Source organism: Cyanobium sp. BA5m-10 (genome assembly GCF_024346255.1).
Classification (GTDB): domain Bacteria; phylum Cyanobacteriota; class Cyanobacteriia; order PCC-6307; family Cyanobiaceae; genus Cyanobium_A; species Cyanobium_A usitatum.
Genome location: NZ_JAGQCP010000001.1, coordinates 131898 through 147792, shown reverse-complemented (window position 1 = coordinate 147792; position 15895 = coordinate 131898). Strand labels below are relative to the sequence as shown.

20 protein-coding genes are annotated in these 15895 nt (G+C 64.6%); 12 read left to right on the top strand and 8 right to left on the bottom strand.

The window, feature by feature from the left end; translation table 11 throughout:
• Nucleotides 1-51: 51 nt before the first annotated feature.
• Nucleotides 52-603: a photosystem I assembly protein Ycf4 gene (locus tag KBY85_RS00865; RefSeq protein ID WP_254942912.1), complete on the top strand. Its 552-nt coding sequence runs from the start codon at nucleotides 52-54 to the stop codon at nucleotides 601-603.
• Entirely contained in the window at nucleotides 603-1346 is a 744-nt protein-coding gene (locus KBY85_RS00860) for a peptidylprolyl isomerase (protein WP_396121789.1), read from the top strand. The genes KBY85_RS00865 and KBY85_RS00860 overlap by 1 nt, the downstream gene beginning before the upstream one ends.
• Here the strand turns inward: KBY85_RS00860 and ilvN are convergent.
• Nucleotides 1343-1873: an acetolactate synthase small subunit gene (gene ilvN, locus KBY85_RS00855; protein ID WP_106633134.1), complete on the bottom strand. Its 531-nt coding sequence runs from the start codon at nucleotides 1871-1873 to the stop codon at nucleotides 1343-1345. The genes KBY85_RS00860 and ilvN overlap by 4 nt on opposite strands.
• A 36-nt stretch (nucleotides 1874-1909) precedes the next feature.
• Complete coding sequence (locus KBY85_RS00850; RefSeq protein ID WP_254959684.1) at nucleotides 1910-2884, bottom strand: alpha/beta fold hydrolase; 975 nt, start codon at nucleotides 2882-2884, stop codon at nucleotides 1910-1912.
• Nucleotides 2885-2996: 112 nt separating this feature from the next.
• Here KBY85_RS00850 and KBY85_RS00845 point away from each other — a divergent pair, with 112 nt between their 5' ends.
• From KBY85_RS00845 to KBY85_RS00830, 4 genes are all read left to right on the top strand, one after another.
• Nucleotides 2997-4049 (top strand): N2,N2-dimethylguanosine tRNA methyltransferase, encoded by a 1053-nt coding sequence (locus KBY85_RS00845; protein WP_396121788.1) that lies wholly within the window; start codon nucleotides 2997-2999, stop codon nucleotides 4047-4049.
• A gap of 23 nt (nucleotides 4050-4072) precedes the next feature.
• Complete coding sequence (gene petM / locus KBY85_RS00840; protein WP_106633132.1) at nucleotides 4073-4174, top strand: cytochrome b6-f complex subunit PetM; 102 nt, start codon at nucleotides 4073-4075, stop codon at nucleotides 4172-4174.
• A gap of 80 nt (nucleotides 4175-4254) precedes the next feature.
• On the top strand, nucleotides 4255-5217 hold the full coding sequence (locus tag KBY85_RS00835) for an NAD(P)H-binding protein (protein WP_254959683.1): 963 nt from the start codon (nucleotides 4255-4257) through the stop codon (nucleotides 5215-5217).
• Nucleotides 5218-5283: 66 nt separating this feature from the next.
• Nucleotides 5284-5499 (top strand): hypothetical protein, encoded by a 216-nt coding sequence (locus KBY85_RS00830; RefSeq protein ID WP_254936629.1) that lies wholly within the window; start codon nucleotides 5284-5286, stop codon nucleotides 5497-5499.
• Nucleotides 5500-5505: 6 nt separating this feature from the next.
• Here the strand turns inward: KBY85_RS00830 and KBY85_RS00825 are convergent, their stop codons facing one another.
• The gene (locus KBY85_RS00825; RefSeq protein ID WP_254959754.1) at nucleotides 5506-6204 is read right to left on the bottom strand and encodes a pseudouridine synthase; all 699 of its coding nucleotides are present in this window, start codon (nucleotides 6202-6204) and stop codon (nucleotides 5506-5508) included.
• A gap of 197 nt (nucleotides 6205-6401) precedes the next feature.
• Here KBY85_RS00825 and infA point away from each other — a divergent pair, with 197 nt between their 5' ends.
• Nucleotides 6402-6668: a translation initiation factor IF-1 gene (gene infA / locus KBY85_RS00820; RefSeq protein ID WP_094560946.1), complete on the top strand. Its 267-nt coding sequence runs from the start codon at nucleotides 6402-6404 to the stop codon at nucleotides 6666-6668.
• A 9-nt stretch (nucleotides 6669-6677) separates the two neighbouring features.
• Here the strand turns inward: infA and trxB are convergent, their stop codons facing one another.
• From trxB to KBY85_RS00805, 3 genes are all read right to left on the bottom strand, one after another.
• Nucleotides 6678-8057, bottom strand: coding sequence for a thioredoxin-disulfide reductase (gene trxB, locus KBY85_RS00815; protein WP_254959682.1), 1380 nt, complete (start codon nucleotides 8055-8057; stop codon nucleotides 6678-6680).
• 144 nt (nucleotides 8058-8201) lie between these two features.
• Entirely contained in the window at nucleotides 8202-8465 is a 264-nt protein-coding gene (locus tag KBY85_RS00810) for a hypothetical protein (RefSeq protein WP_254959681.1), read from the bottom strand.
• Between the two features lie 85 nt (nucleotides 8466-8550).
• Complete coding sequence (locus KBY85_RS00805; RefSeq protein ID WP_254959680.1) at nucleotides 8551-10008, bottom strand: DEAD/DEAH box helicase; 1458 nt, start codon at nucleotides 10006-10008, stop codon at nucleotides 8551-8553.
• 127 nt (nucleotides 10009-10135) lie between these two features.
• Between KBY85_RS00805 and KBY85_RS00800 the strand changes: the two genes are divergently transcribed.
• The 5 genes from KBY85_RS00800 to KBY85_RS00780 all read left to right on the top strand — a co-directional run bounded on the left by KBY85_RS00800 (nucleotide 10136) and on the right by KBY85_RS00780 (nucleotide 14282).
• Entirely contained in the window at nucleotides 10136-10324 is a 189-nt protein-coding gene (locus tag KBY85_RS00800; protein WP_127432044.1) for a hypothetical protein, read from the top strand.
• Nucleotides 10325-10427: 103 nt separating this feature from the next.
• Entirely contained in the window at nucleotides 10428-11561 is a 1134-nt protein-coding gene (locus KBY85_RS00795) for an NAD(P) transhydrogenase subunit alpha (protein ID WP_254959679.1), read from the top strand.
• The gene (locus KBY85_RS00790) at nucleotides 11561-11866 is read left to right on the top strand and encodes an NAD(P) transhydrogenase subunit alpha (RefSeq protein WP_106633123.1); all 306 of its coding nucleotides are present in this window, start codon (nucleotides 11561-11563) and stop codon (nucleotides 11864-11866) included. The genes KBY85_RS00795 and KBY85_RS00790 overlap by 1 nt, the downstream gene beginning before the upstream one ends.
• The gene (locus tag KBY85_RS00785) at nucleotides 11866-13293 is read left to right on the top strand and encodes an NAD(P)(+) transhydrogenase (Re/Si-specific) subunit beta (RefSeq protein ID WP_254959678.1); all 1428 of its coding nucleotides are present in this window, start codon (nucleotides 11866-11868) and stop codon (nucleotides 13291-13293) included. The genes KBY85_RS00790 and KBY85_RS00785 overlap by 1 nt, the downstream gene beginning before the upstream one ends.
• Entirely contained in the window at nucleotides 13290-14282 is a 993-nt protein-coding gene (locus tag KBY85_RS00780) for an alpha/beta fold hydrolase (protein WP_254930269.1), read from the top strand. Before KBY85_RS00785 ends, KBY85_RS00780 begins: the two co-directional genes overlap by 4 nt.
• On the opposite strand, the gene KBY85_RS00775 is transcribed toward KBY85_RS00780, so the two are convergent.
• Together KBY85_RS00775 and KBY85_RS00770 are read right to left on the bottom strand one after the other, a co-directional pair.
• Nucleotides 14266-14604 carry a ferredoxin gene (locus KBY85_RS00775; protein WP_254930250.1) on the bottom strand — a complete coding sequence of 113 codons (339 nt, stop codon included), beginning with the start codon at nucleotides 14602-14604 and terminating at the stop codon, nucleotides 14266-14268. The two genes, KBY85_RS00780 and KBY85_RS00775, sit on opposite strands and share 17 nt — an antisense overlap.
• Nucleotides 14601-15851, bottom strand: a complete 1251-nt coding sequence (locus KBY85_RS00770) for a 1-deoxy-D-xylulose-5-phosphate reductoisomerase (RefSeq protein WP_254930251.1) — start codon at nucleotides 15849-15851, stop codon at nucleotides 14601-14603. Before KBY85_RS00770 ends, KBY85_RS00775 begins: the two co-directional genes overlap by 4 nt.
• Nucleotides 15852-15895: the final 44 nt, after the last annotated feature.

Sequence of the window (15895 nt, the reverse complement as noted above, 5' to 3'; positions counted from 1 at the left end):
CCCAGCTCCCCCGACGACCGGTCAGGATGGCGCCATTCCTTGCTCCAGGTCATGGCCTCCCCCCAGGCTCCTGCCCCCTTGCTTGAGCTGCCGGTGCTGGGCTCAAGGCGCCTTTCCAATGTGTTGGTTGCCTTGGTGGTGACCACTGGCGGGATCGGCTTCCTACTCACCAGTGTCTCCAGCTATCTCGGCACCGACCTGCTGCCGATCGGCCACCCCGCCGAGCTGGCTTGGCTGCCCCAGGGGTTGGTCATGGGGCTCTATGGGCTGGCCGCCATGGCGCTGTGTGCCTACCTCTGGGTTGTGATTGGCATCGACGTTGGCGCGGGTAGCAACCGCTTTGATCGGGATGCTGGTGTGGCAACTATTAGTCGCCGCGGCTTTCGCCAAGAGATCACGGTGGATATCCCCTTGCGGGAGATTCAGGCTGTGAAGGTAGAGGTGCGTGATGGCCTTAATCCTCGGCGTCGCCTGGCCCTCAAGGTGCAGGGCAGGCGGGATATGCCCTTGACCAGGGTTGGCGAGCCCATGCCCTTGGCCGATCTGGAGTTGTCTGGCGCCCAACTTGCCCGCTTTTTGGGCGTGCCGCTGGAGGGGGTTTGATGAATGCCAATCTGAAGACTGGCAATTTGATGACTGGCAACTGGTGGAGTCGCTGGCTCCTGGGTGGTTTGTTGTTGCTAGCGCCCCTATCTCTGGTCGCCTGTGCGGCTGATGGTGGCAGCAGCCCTGTGGGTTGCAGCACCGCCAGCACCCCCTGCCTCAGCGGTACGGCCACAGTCGCACTGCAGACCAGCAAGGGTGAGGTGCAGCTGCAGCTAGATGGTGCTGCCGCGCCGCTGACGGCGGGCAATTTCGTTGATCTAGTTCAGCGTGGCATCTACAACGGCACCGCTTTTCATCGAGTTGTGCGCGAGCCAGTTCCTTTTGTGGTGCAGGGCGGCGACCCCACCAGCGCTGATCCAAAGGTGCCAGCCAGCCAGCACGGCCTGGGCAGTTTTGTGGATCCAGCCACGGGAATACCCCGTCTGATTCCCTTGGAGATCAAGCGCAGCGACGAACCAGAGCCGCGCTATGGCGAGCCTGTGACGGCCCCAGGAGCTACCCGCCAACTGTCTTTGGCCCATCAACGCGGAGCTGTTGCCATGGCCCGTTCCGCCGATCCCAACTCCGCCAGCGCCCAGTTCTACGTAGCCCTGCAGGCCTTGCCTGAACTGGATGGCCGCTACGCCGTCTTCGGCAGGGTGAGTAAAGGCATGGAGGTGGTCGACCAGATCCGCCAGGGCGACAAGATCGTCAAAGCCACGCTGGTGTCGGGCGGGAAGTTGGTGAAGGGAAATCCCTAGGCGGGTACCCGCTTGCTGGATGCGGTGACCTTCAGGAAAGCCGTGTTGACGCCCGAAGCCCGCTCCAATGCCACCTTGCCGGTGCGGGCGATTTCAAGGATGCCGTAGCTCTCCATCACTTGTTCGAGGGCGACGAGCTTGCCCGGATCGCCCACCACCTCAAGCGTCAAGGCGTCATCGGCCACGTCGACCACATTGGCGCGGAACACCTGCACCAGATCCAGGATGGCGCTGCGGGTTTCGGCAGGAGCCGACACCTTCAGCAGCATCAGTTCCCGCTCCACGGCAGGTATGTGGGATAGATCAATCACCCCCAGCACGTTGACCAGCTTGTCGAGCTGCTTTGTCATCTGCTCGAGGGTGTGATCGTCGCCTGCGACCACCATGGTGAGCCTGGAGATGCCGGCCTTTTCAGCGGGACCCACCGCCAGGCTTTCAATGTTGAAGCCGCGGCGGGCGAATAGGCCGGAAATGCGGCTGAGGGCACCGGATTCGTCTTCCACCAACACCGAAAGGGTGTGTTTCATCTCCTGAGGGACCCGTGGCGCTGGCTGCATTCCAAGTTACCGCCCAGGCCCAGAAAGGGTCTCGGCGGCTGGCAATTGGTCAAGCCATTGAAGTAAGGCGGCATTAAAGGCGTCGGCATGTTCGTCATGGGGACAGTGACCACTGCCAGGCAGCACCGTGAGGGGAAGCTCGGGCCGCAGTCGCCGCACCTGCTGGGCCACCTGAACGGGCACCAGTCGGTCGCGCTGCCCCCAGATCAACAGCAGGGGACGCCCCAGCCTGCGCAGCAGGGCTGGGGCGGTTGCTCCGTAGGGACGGAGGGCCATGGCGATGCTCATCGCCCGCAGGGCCCGCACCGCTCCAGGCCGCCGGGCTGGCCTGGCAATCAGCCGGTGCAGGTCCCTGTCGCCGATCACTGCTTCGCTGTAGGCCGACTGAATGCCTAAATCCAGCAGGGGCGAGTGGGCAATCAGGGGCACCAGTAGCTCCAGGGGTAGCAGCCGGCAGAGCAGGGTCACGAGCCAGCGCTGCAGCCGGCGTTGCCAGGGCCGGCGGCGGGGTGGGCTGCCGCTGCCGGCCAGCAGCAAGGTTGGGTCGGGTAGGGGGGCTGCCACGACTGCTCGCACCAGCTGGGGAGAAAACACGGCACAGCTGAGGGCCACCAGGCCGCCGAGGGAATGGCCTACCAGCACGGCTGGCCCCTGCACCACCTGCTCGAGAAAGGCCTGCAGCTGCCTTGCCCAGAGGCGGTTGTCCAGTCGCAGGGACGGCTGGCTTGAGGCGCCGAAGCCGATTAAATCAATGCCATAAACCCGCCAGCCGGCTGCAGCCAGCACCGCAGCATTGCGGCGCCAGTGGCCGCTGCCGGCGGCGAAGCCATGCACAAGCAGCAGGGCCGGGGCATTTTCTTCCCCCAGCACCCGCCAGTGGCAGCGCTCGCCTCGCCAGAGCCAATCGGCGTGTATGCCCCACTCCGCCCCTGAGCTGCCGTCCGCCGCGGGTGGAGGTGCAGGCTGGACTGTTGCAGCCACGGTTGATCTCCTGAGCCAGCACACCGACGCTCACTATTGCGAAGGACGGGCTCGCCTGTTGCCCGGTGCCGGTTTTTTTAGGCCGGAGTCGCGTCCTTCTCGGGATCTGGGGGTGCTGCTCGCCCGCACGCTGGCGGCCCGTGGGCCCTTGCGGGTGCTCGATGCCATGGCCGGCTGCGGCATCCGGGCCTTGCGCTATGGCCTGGAGGCCGGAGCCGAGGCGGTGTGGGCTAACGATGCTGATCCGGATCGGCTGCCTTTGATGCGTGAAAACCTGGCATCTCTGGCGGGTTTGCGTTGCAGCGCCCTTACTGCCCAGCACCTGCTGGCGGATTGCCTGCAGCGCCAGGAGCGTTTCGAGCTCCTAGACCTGGATGGCTTTGGCTGCCCCACGGCCCTGCTGCCCCTAGCGCTGGAGGCGGTGTCCTTCGGCGGTGTGCTTTACCTAGCCAGCACCGATGGCCGCTCCCCCACCGGCCACGACCGCCCGGCTGCGATCCGGTTGCTGGGGGCGGCGGCCCGGGCCCATCCCGCTAGCTGGGAGCTGGCCCTGCGCCTGCAACTTGGCAGCGTGGCTCGAGCGGCCTGGGCCTTGGGCCGGGGCATCGAGCCCCTTTTTAGCTTCAGTGAAGGGCGCACCTTTCGCAGCGCGGTGCGCCTGCGCCGCCGCAGCGAGCCAGGGGAGGAGCATCACCTCGGCATGCTGGCCCACTGCCATGGCTGCGGCGATCAGCAGGTGCAGCCGTTGATTCGCATACGTCAGTGGCTCCCCTGCCATTGCCCTGCCGGCGAGATTGCGCCGCTGGCGATCAGCGGTCCTCTGTGGATCGGCCCGTTGCAGGAGCCTGAGCTGCTGGCTGAAATGCAGGCGTTCGCTGAGGTTGATCAAGGGGCAAACCTCAGTACGGAGGGGGCTCGCCTGCTTGCCCGTCTGCTTGCTGATAGGGGACTACCGGCCCGCTGCTGGCCGATGGCCGAGATCGCGCGCCGCCTTAAGGGAGGGGCGCCACCGCTGCTCAGCCTGGTGGCGGCCCTGCGGGAGGGGGGCTGGTCGGCCCAGGTCAGTGGGGTGATGCCGGGTCAGCTGCGCAGCGATGCAGCCTGGGGCGAGATCCTGCAGACCGCCGCTCAGTTGGTTGGAATGGCCACTGGCACTGCTAAATAGGATGGACTTCCTCTTACTTCGCCATGGCTGCTGAAATTTTCGGTACCGCAGCTTTGTTTTGGATACTCATTCCCGTTGGTCTTGCCGGCGGAGCCCTGCTGTTGAAGCTGGCCGACAACGACTAAGCCCCAAAGGCCAGTCAGAACCCCCTGCTCCCGGCTCGACCCGTCGGACACCTAGGCTCGGGCCCGCTTGAAGGTTGCTAATGCAGGTTTTGGTGGTTGGCGGAACGGGCACCCTGGGCCGGCAAGTTGCCCGCCGTGCCCTCGATGCAGGCCATCAGGTGCGATGCATGGTGCGCTCCCCCCGTAAGGCCGCTTTCCTGCAGGAATGGGGCTGCGAGCTCACCCGCGGCGACCTGCTCGAGCCGGAAAGCCTCGCCTATGCCCTGGAAGGTCAGGATGCAGTAATAGATGCGGCTACCGCCCGCGCCACGGATTCAGCCAGCGCCTACGACATCGACTGGAAAGGCAACCAGAATTTATTTGCCGCCTGCCAGGCCGCTTCGCTGAAGCGTCTGGTGTTTGTGTCCTTGCTAGATGCGCATCAGCACCGCGACGTGCCCTTGATGGACATCAAGGCCTGCGCCGAAGACTGGTTGATGGCCTCTGATCTTGATTACACAATCCTGCGCGGCGTTGCCTTCATGCAGGGGGTTATCAGTCAGTTTGCGATTCCCGTGCTGGAAAGTCAGACGGTTTGGGTGAGTGGCTCGCCCACCCCAATCGCCTACATGAACACCCAGGACATGGCCCGCTTTGCCGTAGCGGCTCTGGAGCGAGATCAAACCATTCGCCAAGCTTTTCCAGTGGTAGGTCCCCGGGCCTGGACCACCAGCGAAATCACCCAGTTGTGTGAGCGGTTCACGGGTAAGGAGGCCCGCACTTTCCGGGTGCCGCCTGCCTTGCTGGGCCTGATGCGCTCTGTGACCGGCTTCTTTGAGGCCAGCCTCAACGTGGCCGAGCGGCTGGCTTTTGAAGCGGTCACCGGAGGGGGCTCAGCTCTCGATGCACCAATGGAGGCCAGCTACGAGGCCTTCGGGCTAGATCCGGCTGAAACCACCGGCTTGGAGGGCTACCTCAAGGAGTACTACGACACGATCCTGCGCCGCTTGCGTGAGATGGAGACTGACCTCGATAAGGAAGCCAAGAAGAAGCTGCCCTTCTAGGCCTTGGCGCCTACGACCGCGGCCACAAGTTCGCCTGTACTATTATTTGGTTGCTTGGGAGAGTGAATGTCTGTTGCCCAGATCAAAAACTTGCAGCGCCGCTTGGCCAACCTTGAGGCGGAGGCCACCGAAGAACTCAATCGGGCCTGCGGCCACGAGCTATGGCAAACCCTGGGCTTCGATGCTTTCGATGGCCTCGATGATGCTGACCGGCGGGCCCGTGCGAACTACTACTACGGCCAGTTGCAGAGCGTGCGCGAGCTCAAGGACGTGCTCGGCTAAGCCGCCCTATCTGCCCCCAGCGCCCCGCCCTGATTTCCCTCCCCCGGCCCGGCCACCCCGACCAGGTGAGACCCGACCAGGCGAGATTTTTCCCATGGCCCGCGACGGCTTAAGCAGCCGCTCCAGGCGCTGACTTTCGGCTTCGTCCACCTCGCGCCATTGCCCCGGTGCCAGGCCATTGAGCTCGAGCGGGGCGGCGCCGTCCATCAGGTCGATGGCGACCCGCAGCAACCTCAGGGTGGGCAGATTTACGGCGGCCGTCATGCGACGCACCTGACGGTTGCGGCCTTCTTGCAGCTCTAGTTGCAGCCAGCTGGTGGGAATCGCGGCCCGCTGACGGATCGGTGGGGTGCGCTCGGGCAGGGATGGATCGCTGATCGCCTGGGCTCGAGCCGGCAGGGTGCGTTGCCCCTGAATCAAAAGGCCGCTGCGCAGCTGCTCCAAAGCCTCAGGGTGGGTAGCTGCCTCTCCTTCAACCTGCACCCAGTAGCGGCGCCAGTGGCCAAAGCGGGGCTCGGTGAGGCGCTGCTGCAGGCGGCCATTGCTGGTAAGCAGCAGCAATCCCTCGCTATCGGCATCGAGCCTGCCGGCGGCATAAACCTGCGGAATAGGGATGAACTCCGCCAAACAACCCCAGTCACAGCCGGCCTCTGGCGTGAACTGGCTTAAAACCCCGTAGGGCTTATGGAAAAGAAGGGTGGTCAGCGGCCTGGGTTCAGCTGGCTTGACGGGCTTTCCAGAGGTTCACCACACCAATGGAGATCAGCAGCAGCCCCAGATCCAACGAAAGCGGCGGCAAAACCATGGTGGAGCCAAAACGGCACAAGTGAGCCAGACCCTATCGCCTGTCGGGCGGCAATTAAGCTATTCGGAACGATTGAACCTCCAGACAGCGCCCCCGCATGATCGAGACCTCCGGTGTGATTGAAAAAGAACAGGGAAACGGGTTTTACCTGGTGACCCTGGAGCAGCCGGCTGGTCACCAATGTCTCTGCCGGGCGGCAGGCAAGCTGACCAAATTCAGGATCAAGCTGCTGGCGGGTGACAAGGTGCTGGTTGAGATCAGCCCCTACGACCTCACCCGCGGCCGCATCACCTATCGGGAGCGCAACGCGGCCGCCGGCCCCCGTCCCGGCGGCAACCGTCCTGGTGGGCCTAGGCGGCGTTAAGCGCACGCCTCAGACCGCAACGGCTAGCAGGGCTTCAATCGCGGCTTTGAATTCGCTGCGCTGTTTGACGCCCTTAAAGGACTGCTTGAGCTCCTTGTTGATGAACAGCTGCACCGTCGGGGTACCGGTAACACCGGCTTGGCTGGCAATTTCTTGCTCGGCCTCGATGTCGATCTCCACGCCTTGGGCAGCTCCGCCCAGCTCATCGAGCACGCGCTTGAGCTGGGGCTTAAGCACGTGGCAGGGACCGCAGGTCGGCGAGGTGTAGACGACCAGCAGGGGCTTGCTGCTGTCGTGATAGAGCTTGCGCAGGGCAAAACCTCCCTTCTGCCATAGGGCTTCGGCGTCGTAGTTGTCGGCGTCGCTGGTGGCAGTGCGCACCGGTTCGCCGACGGTGGCCGGTTCTATTGGTTCATGGCTCACCGTGACGGCCAGGTCGTGATGGGTGAGCCAGCGCTCAGCTGCCAGGGCAGCCTGGCAACCACTGCCTGCTGCGGTGATGCCCTGACGCCATTCCGCATCGGCCACGTCGCCAGCGGCGTAGACCCCGGCGGCGCTGGTTTCGGGCCGGCCAGACTGGGTGGCCAGGTAACCGTGGCTATCAACCTCCAGTTGGCCCTGCACCAGGCGGGTGTTGGGGGTGTGGCCAATGGCGTAGAAGAGGCCCTTAACCGGCAGCTCCTCGCTGGCGCCGCTGCTGGGATCCCTGAGGGTGATTGCTTCGAGCCAGTCGCCACCGCTGGCATCGGCCACTTGGCGGTTCCAATGCACGGTGATGGCGGGGTTGGCGAGCACCCGATCGGCCATGGCGCCACTGGCCCTCAGCTTTTCGCCGCGCACGATCAGGTGCACCTGGCTGCCGTATTTGGTCAGATAAACAGCCTCCTCACAGGCGGAATCGCCCCCACCCACCACGGCCAGTTCGGCTTGACGAAACTGGGGCGTGGCGCCGTCGCAGATCGCACAGGCGCTGATCCCCTGGCTCCAGAAGCGCTCCTCACTAGGCAGGCCTAGCCGGTTGGCACTGGCGCCGGTGGCCAGGATCACGGCCTGGGTTTCAATGGTTTGGCCTTCGGCAGTGATGCGGTAGGGCCGCTGGGATAGGTCGATCGCCGTGGCATCGGCCTCGATCAGACGGGTACCCCAGCGGACTGCCTGGGCCTTCATTTTGTCCATCAGCTCCGGCCCCATGATCCCGTCGGGAAAGCCGGGGAAGTTCTCAACGTGGGTGGTGGTCATCAGCTGACCGCCAGGGATGCCACCGTCCTGGAAGCCCGTGATCAGCACAGGGCTGAGATTGGCCCGGGCGGCGTAAATGGCGGCGGTGTAGCCAGCAGGCCCTGAACCCACGATCACCAGGTTTTCGACTGAAAGCCCCGAAACCGTCATTGCTTAAGCGGATTGACTATGAGTTGAGCCTAGGAGATCAGCGCGGCGGCGGGAAGGAACGCCAAGAGGGATCGGGCGCAAATAGTCTTTAGATTTGCTTTAGAATTGAGTGCAATTTGCTGCAGATTTGCATCTCAATTCGGCTCAGATTTCCAGTATGCCGTCGCTGGCGGGCCGGATGCCCTGCCCCAGGTCGTTTGGCACCATCAACACACTGGCAGCAAGGAGTTCCGGGTGCTCTTCCAGGCAGAGCAGCCATTCTCGGAATTCCTCCGTGACCGCAAAGCTTTCTTCGAAATGTTCGAGGGCGTCGAGGGTGGCTCGGCGGGCCAGAGCCCAGCTGACAGCAACGGTTAGGCGGCGATTCACTGCGGCATCCATGCTCCCCTCTCCCTTGGATATCACCACGCTGCCGGGCTACGGGCCCTGGGAAGGTATTGGTTGACACAACGTCGCATATTTGCACTTAAACCTTGTATCGCTAAAGCAGTTTTCAGGCCGTTCGCTGCAGAAAACTCGGTAGCTCCGGCCCCATGCTGATCACAGCACCGATCCTTGCTTCTACAGCTTGCAGGGGTAGGGAACCTCCCTGGCCACTGCCTACTGAGACAGGCTCTGTAGCCACTTGCTTCGGCTTGATCAGGTAGGGCTCGCTGAGGGACCAGCTGCGGGCGTAGCTCATCAGCAATGGGTCGGCTGGCGCGAACACATAGGACGGCTGCCGCGGCACGGTCTCCATGGCGGCGCGTTGGCCATCCATGCGCACAGCCCTGGTGATGGCTTGTACAAAGCGGCTGCGAGTTACCACCGTGGTGAGGTAGGCAACTACCCGCAGTCTTGGGGCGTCAAAGCCCTCGGCGCACATATCAATGCTTACTAGCCAGTCCGCCTCGCCGGCCTGGAAGGCGGCCAGGCGGGCGCTGGCCTCCGGGTCCTGGGAATGGACCAGGTGTACCCGGTCGCCCTCCTCCTCCAGCAGCCCGGTGATGCGCCTGGCGTGGGCGATGTCGCGGGCGATCACCAGCCCGCCCGCCTCGGGGTGGTCGGCCCGCACTCGCTCCAGCCGTTGACGGGCCTTGAGCAGTAGCCGCAGGGCGATGCTGCTGGCATCTCCGAGTTGAATGGCGCGGCGCAAGTTGCGGGCTCGCCAGCTCTCCCGCGCTTCAGCTGAAAGGGGCGAGGTTTCGGTGTCGGCGGAGGCCTGGGGCCTGCCGTGCTCGACCCAGCCGTCCTGGAAGCGAAATTCCAGGGGCCGCACATCGCCGGCCAAGATCAGCTGGCGGGGTTCCACGCTCAAATCGGGGGCGATGCGTTCGATCACCTGATCTCCCTCGCGCACTTTTACCCGTCGGGCGGCGCAAAAGGCCAGGTTGTCGGCGCGGAAAGGGGTGCCGGTGAGGCCGAGTCGCAGCTGGGCTGGAGCGGTGAGCTGGCTGAAGGCGAAACCCCAGGCCGCAGCCTCTGGTTCATCCGGATCCAGGCCCAGGTGGTGCACTTCATCGGCAATGGCCAGCCAGCTTCCCAGCGCTATGCGGCGTAGGGCTGCCTCGAGGGCAAGGCGGTGCCGGGCCGTGCACTGATAGCTGAGCAGCAGGCCATCCCAGTTTGAATTTGCTTCGAGGGCTGATAGCCCCTGCTCCGGGTCCCACTCCAGCAGGCGCAGGTTGAGGCGCTCCGCAGCTCCCAGCCACTGACGGGCGATTGAGCTCCGGTGGCAGAAGATCAAAAAGCGATCGAGCCTCCCCTCCCGCTGCAGGGTGATGAAGCTGAGCAGGGCTCCCAGGGTTTTACCCGCACCCGGTCCTGCATGGATCAGCACGTCATGGCCGCCAGGCTGGTGGTTGATCAGGCGGGCCCGCAGCAGCTGAATCAGGCGGCTCTGCCACTGCCTGGGTCGCACGGCGGTTGTTGTGGGCGGCGGGATGCCCAGGTCGAAGGAAGGAAATCCCATCACGCCATTGTGGCCAGAGGTGCCCTGGTGTCAGCAGGCCACCTGCAAATGGGTGATCTGGCCTATGGGCTTATGGCCCAGCGTGCCTAGTTTCAGTTCAACCCCCGGCTCCCCTGTTGTTTTCCCTATGGCGAACTCCTGCCCCGATCCGGATGCCTGGGCCTGGGCTCCCGCCTTGCAGCTTTGGCATCTAAACCGCTGCTGGGCTCTTGAATGCGACATCGATCCGATGATCCTGCGGGCGCGCCAGCTGCGTCACCAGGGCGCCCTGCCGCAGGCCAGCTGCGTTGAACAGGAGTTGCTTCCCCTGTTTTGAGCTCCACCTGGCTTGGATGGGCAACTGCGCACATTTGCCGCAGTTGTGTTGCTCAGGCGAGGGGAGACACCCCCTAATAGATCTATGGCCTCCGGGAACCCACTTGGCTGAAGTATTGATCCTGCGGGAACGCAACCCGGGAGAGTGTCGCGTTGCCGCAACTCCCGAAACCGTTCGCCGGCTGCTGGCCCGGGGGCTGACGCTGCAAGTTGAGCAAAGCGCTGGCTTGGCGGCCGGCTATGCCGACCATGAATTTGAAACGGCTGGAGCCCGTCTTGTTGCCCCAGGCCCCGAGTTAGGCGCTGGCGTCGATGCGGTGCTTTGCGTCAATCCACCCGCTGCCGAGGTGCTGGATCAGCTGCGGCCTGGCACCCTGCTGGCTGGTTTGCTCTCCCCCTATGGCGCCATCGCCCTAGTGGAACAGCTTCAGTCCCGGCGGGTGTCGGCCTTGGCCTTGGAGCTGCTGCCCCGGATCAGCAGGGCCCAGTCCATGGATGTGCTGTCGTCCCAGGCCAACATCGCCGGTTACAAGGCGGTGCTGCTGGCGTCTGCAGCCCTAGATCGCTACGTGCCGATGTTGATGACAGCGGCGGGCACAATTCAGCCGGCTCGGGCCCTGATACTCGGGGCAGGGGTGGCGGGGCTGCAGGCTTTGGCAACGGCCCGGCGTCTTGGCGCGGTGGTCTACGTGAGTGATGTGCGGCCTGCAGCTAAGGAGCAGGTTGAGTCTCTAGGTGGCAGGTTTATTTCCCCTCCCGAGCAGGAAGAGCGCCCAGCTGAAGCCGGTGGCTACGCCAAGGCGGCTAGCGAAGCCTTTCTGGCTGCCCAGCGCCAGCAGTTGGCCGATCAGCTGGCCCTGGCCGACATGGTGATCTGCACCGCCCAGGTGCCGGGCCGGCGAGCACCCATGCTGATTTCCGATGAGATGCTGGCGGGTATGCGCCCCGGCTCAGTGGTGGTGGATTTGGCCGTGGCCCAGGGCGGCAACTGCGCCGGCACGGTCTGCGGCCAAACCGTGGAGCGCCACGGCGTGCGCCTGATTGGTGGCGATGGCCTGCCCAGCTCCGTTGCTAACCACGCCAGCGCCCTTTACGCCCGCAACCTGGCGGCCCTGGTGGAGCACGTGCTGGGTGAAGACGGCTTCCAGCTCGACCAGGAGGACCCGATCGTGGCCGGCTGCCTGTTCACTCACGATGGCGCCTGCCGTTTCCCTGACCTCGTTTCCGGAGCTAACTGATGAGTGCCTTGACCCAAGCCCTCTGGGTGCTCTTGCTGGGCAGCCTTTTGGGACTCGAACTGATCGGCAAGGTGCCTCCCACCCTGCACACCCCGCTGATGAGTGGTGCCAATGCGATCAGCGGCATCACCGTGCTGGCTTCGCTCACCCTGATCGCCCAGGCCAATGACCAGCTGCCCCTGCTGGTGCTCGGCTCGCTTTCCCTGGGCTTTGCCCTGTTCAACGTCGTTGGCGGCTTCCTGGTCACCGACCGCATGCTGGCCATGTTTTCGCGCAAATCACCCCGCACCGGAGGGACCCGCTGATGGCTGGACTTGATCTTTTGCCCGCCCTGATCGATCTGGGTGCCGTGCTGTTGCTGGCCCTCGGTATCAAGGGCCTCTCCAAGGTGAGCACCGCTCGCTCCGCCAATGGTTTGGCGGCTCTGGCCATGGGCCTGGCCGTGCTTGGCTTGCTGATTCAGCAACCCCTCTCCCCCCAAGCCTGGCTTTGGGTAGCGATCGGCACTGGCCTTGGCGGTGTGCTCGGCCTGATTACGGCCCAGCGGGTGCCGATGACTGCCATGCCCGAAACCGTGGCGCTGTTTAACGGCTGCGGCGGTATGGCGTCGTTGCTGGTGGCTCTTGGGGTGGCGCTGTTTAGCCCGGGGGAGGGCTCCTCCGGCCTGGTGGAGCAGATCTCGATCGTAATTTCGGTGTTCGTTGGTGCGATCACCTTCAGTGGCTCGATCGTGGCGATGGGCAAGTTGCAGGGCTGGATTGATACCCCCAGCTGGACCCAGAGCACCATGCGCCACGCAGTGAATATTTCACTGGCGGTGGCCTGCCTGGCAGGTGCGATTGCCCTCCCTGGCGATATGGCGGGAGCCCCTCTTTGGGTGCTGGTGGTGGCTTCTTCCTTACTGGGTATCGGCGTCACCCTGCCGATCGGCGGTGCCGACATGCCTGTCGTGATCTCGTTGCTCAACTCCTATTCCGGAGTAGCCGCAGCTGCAGCAGGTTTCGTCGTTGGCAGCCAACTCCTAATCGTGGCTGGCGCCATGGTGGGTGCTGCGGGCCTGATCCTCACCCAGGTGATGTGCACCGCCATGAACCGCTCCCTGGTGAGCGTCTTGTTTGGAGGCGCCCTTGGTGGGGCGGCACCGGTGGGCGGTGGCGGCGAAGAGGCCGGCTACACCCGCATCACCAGCTGCAGCGCTGAGGAATGCGCTCTTGCCCTGGAGGCTGCTGAGCGAGTGGTGTTTGTGCCCGGCTATGGCCTGGCGGTGGCCCAAGCCCAGCACGCCCTGCGCGAACTTTCCAAGTTGCTGGAAAACCACGGCGTGGAGGTGACCTATGCGATCCACCCGGTGGCTGGGCGTATGCCTGGTCACATGAATGTGCTGCTGGCAGAGGCCGATGTGCCCTACGAGCAACTGCTGGAGATGGACACGGTCAACCCTGAATTCCCCCGCACCGATGTGGTGATTGTGCTGGGCGCCAACGACGTTGTTAACCCAGACGCCAAGACCGATTCCACCAGCCCTCTGTATGGCATGCCCGTGCTCGAGGTGGACCAAGCCCGCCAGGTGTTTGTTGTTAAGCGCAGTCTTGGAGCTGGCTACGCTGGCATTAAAAACGCCCTCTTTGAGCTGCCCCAGACCGCCATGGTGTTTGGTGATGCCAAGGCCGTGCTCAACGGCCTGCTCACCGAGCTGCGCAGCATGGGGGTGGGTAAGAAGGTGGCCGCCTGAAGCAGCCCGCCTCGACACCCCCTGTCTTTAAGCAACGCTGGCCCTGGATCGGCCCCGATCTCCAGACCCTGCGAGACACCCTCAGGCCGCCAAAGCTGCCCCTAGATCGCGGTGAACCGCTCCCCATTGCGGTGGGCGGTGATGCCTCCCTGCTGGCGCTAGTTGATTCGCCAGTTGCTGGGGCACCAAGGGCACTTGTGCTTTTACTGCACGGTTTGGGTGGATCGAGCGAACGGGAGGGGTTGCGGCGCATGGGCCTCAGCCTTCAAGCCGCCGGCTTCGCGGTGTGGCGCCTTAATTTGCGGGGTGCCGGACCGGGCCGGCCCCTGGCTCCGGGCACCTATGCAGCCCGTTGCGATAGCGACCTGCTGCCCGTACTGAAGTTGGCCCAGCAGCGGGCCGGTGGCCTGCCTCTTTTTGGTGTGGGGATTTCGTTGGGCGGCACGATGCTGCTCAATGCCTGCCTGGCTAGTCCGGGGGTGCTGGATGGTGTGGTGTGCACCAGCAGCCCGCTTGATCTGGCCCTTTGCTCGCAGCAGATCGAGCTGCCCCGCAACCGGGTGTATCAGCGCTGGCTGCTGCGCCGGCTCTGCGCCCAGACCCTGGCCGATCCATTTGGGGTGAGCGACGCTGAGCGTCAGGCCCTGCAGGGGCCAGAGCGGCCCCGCTCGATTCGCAGCTTCGATGCTGCTATCACTGCCCCTCGCTGGGGCTACGCCTCCGTTGACGATTACTACCGGGAGGCTTCGCCCCTGCCGTGTCTGCTTTCAGCATCGGTCGATTTGCCGCCGAGCCTGCTGCTGCACTCCCTCGACGACCCTTGGGTGCCGGCCAGTGGCGCCCAGTTCTTGGCCCAGCAGCACCTTCCTGGCCTTGATGTGGTGCTCACGGCCCATGGCGGCCATAACGGCTTCCATGGGGTGGGTGATGAGCCACTCAGCTGCTGGGGTGATCAGCTGGTGGCGAGCTGGCTTAGGCGGCAGCTTTGAGGCTCATGCGCTTGATGATCCACTGCTCAATCGGCTTGCCCCCGATCACGTGCTCCCGCAGGATTGGCTCGATGCGCTCGGGGCTGACGCCGCCATAAACGGTGCCTTCGGGCCAGATCAGCAGGATGGGGCCCTCGGCGCAAATGCGCAGGCAGTCGGCCTTGGTGCGCAGCACGATCCCCTCGGGCCGGGCCGGATCCTCGAGGCCCAGCTCGCGCACTAGGCGCTTGAGGGCCTCCCAGCTGGCGACGCCTACGGCGGGATCGGGGCAGCAGAGCGCCTTGCTGGGAGTGGCGCAGAGCAGCAGGTGATGCGAGATCACGCCGGCAACGCAGCTGGTGCCTTGGCCTGGAGCCGGGCTGCAGCCTCATGCACCGCTTGACGGGCCCAAGCGTCTACGGCCAGCACGTCGTCTAGGGAGGGATTGGCCATGAGATCGACTTGGTGGCGATCACACACCCCGTCGATCAATGTCGGGATATCGAGGAAGTGGACCCTCTCCTCGAGGAAGAGGGCCACGGCCTGTTCGTTGGCGGCGTTCATTACCGCCGGCATCGTGCCGCCGGCGCGGCCTGCCGCGTAGGCCAGCTGCATGCAGGGGTATTTGGCCGGGTCGGGGGCGCGGAAGCTGAGCTGGCCCACCTCGGTGAGATCGAGCCGGCGCCAGGGGGTGCTCAGGCGCTCGGGCCAGCTGAGGCAATAAAGAATGGGCAGCTTCATATCCGGCCAGCCGAGCTGGGCCAGCACCGAGGAATCGGCCAGCTCCACCATCGAATGGATGATCGATTGGGGGTGGATGACGATCTCGATATGGTCGTAGTCGAGGCCGAACAGGTAGTGGGCCTCGATCACCTCCAGGCCCTTGTTCATTAAGGAGGCCGAATCCACGGTGATTTTGCGGCCCATGCTCCAGTTGGGGTGGCTGGTGGCATCGGCCACGGTGGCCTTGTGGAGGTCTGCCGGAGCCCAGTCGCGGAAGGCGCCGCCGGAGGCCGTGAGCTGAATGCGGCGCAGGCCCGGGGTGGGGCTGCCGGTGGAGAGCCGCGCCGTCTCGGCGTAGGGGGTGCCTTGCAGGCACTGGAAGATCGCCGAGTGCTCGGAATCAGCCGGCAGTAGGCGTGAGCCGCTTTTCTCCAGCTCCGGCAGCACCACGGGTCCGGCGGCAATCAGGGTTTCCTTATTGGCCAGTGCCAGATCCTTGCCGGCGCGTATGGCGGCCAGGGTGGGCAGCAGGCCAGCGCAGCCCACGATCCCCGTAACCACCAGGTCGGCCGTGGACCAGGCGGCGGCGGCGCAGAGGCCCTCAGAGCCCCCCAGCAGCTCCGGCATCCGGGCGGGCCTGGCGGCGGGTTCCAGGGCCTGCAGCCGCTCGCCCAGCTCCCTGACGCGCTCGGCATTGGCCAGGGCCACCACTTCGGGCGCATGGCGCTGGATCTGACTCACCAATAGATCCAGGTTGTTGCCGGCCGTGAGGGCCACCACCCGGAAGCGGTCCGGGAATTCCTCGGCCAGTTCAAGGGTTTGGGTGCCGATCGAGCCGGTGGAGCCGAGCACGGAGAGGGCTTTCACGGCGGCAACTCAAGTGGTATCAAGTCTCCCATTGACCCTGCAGG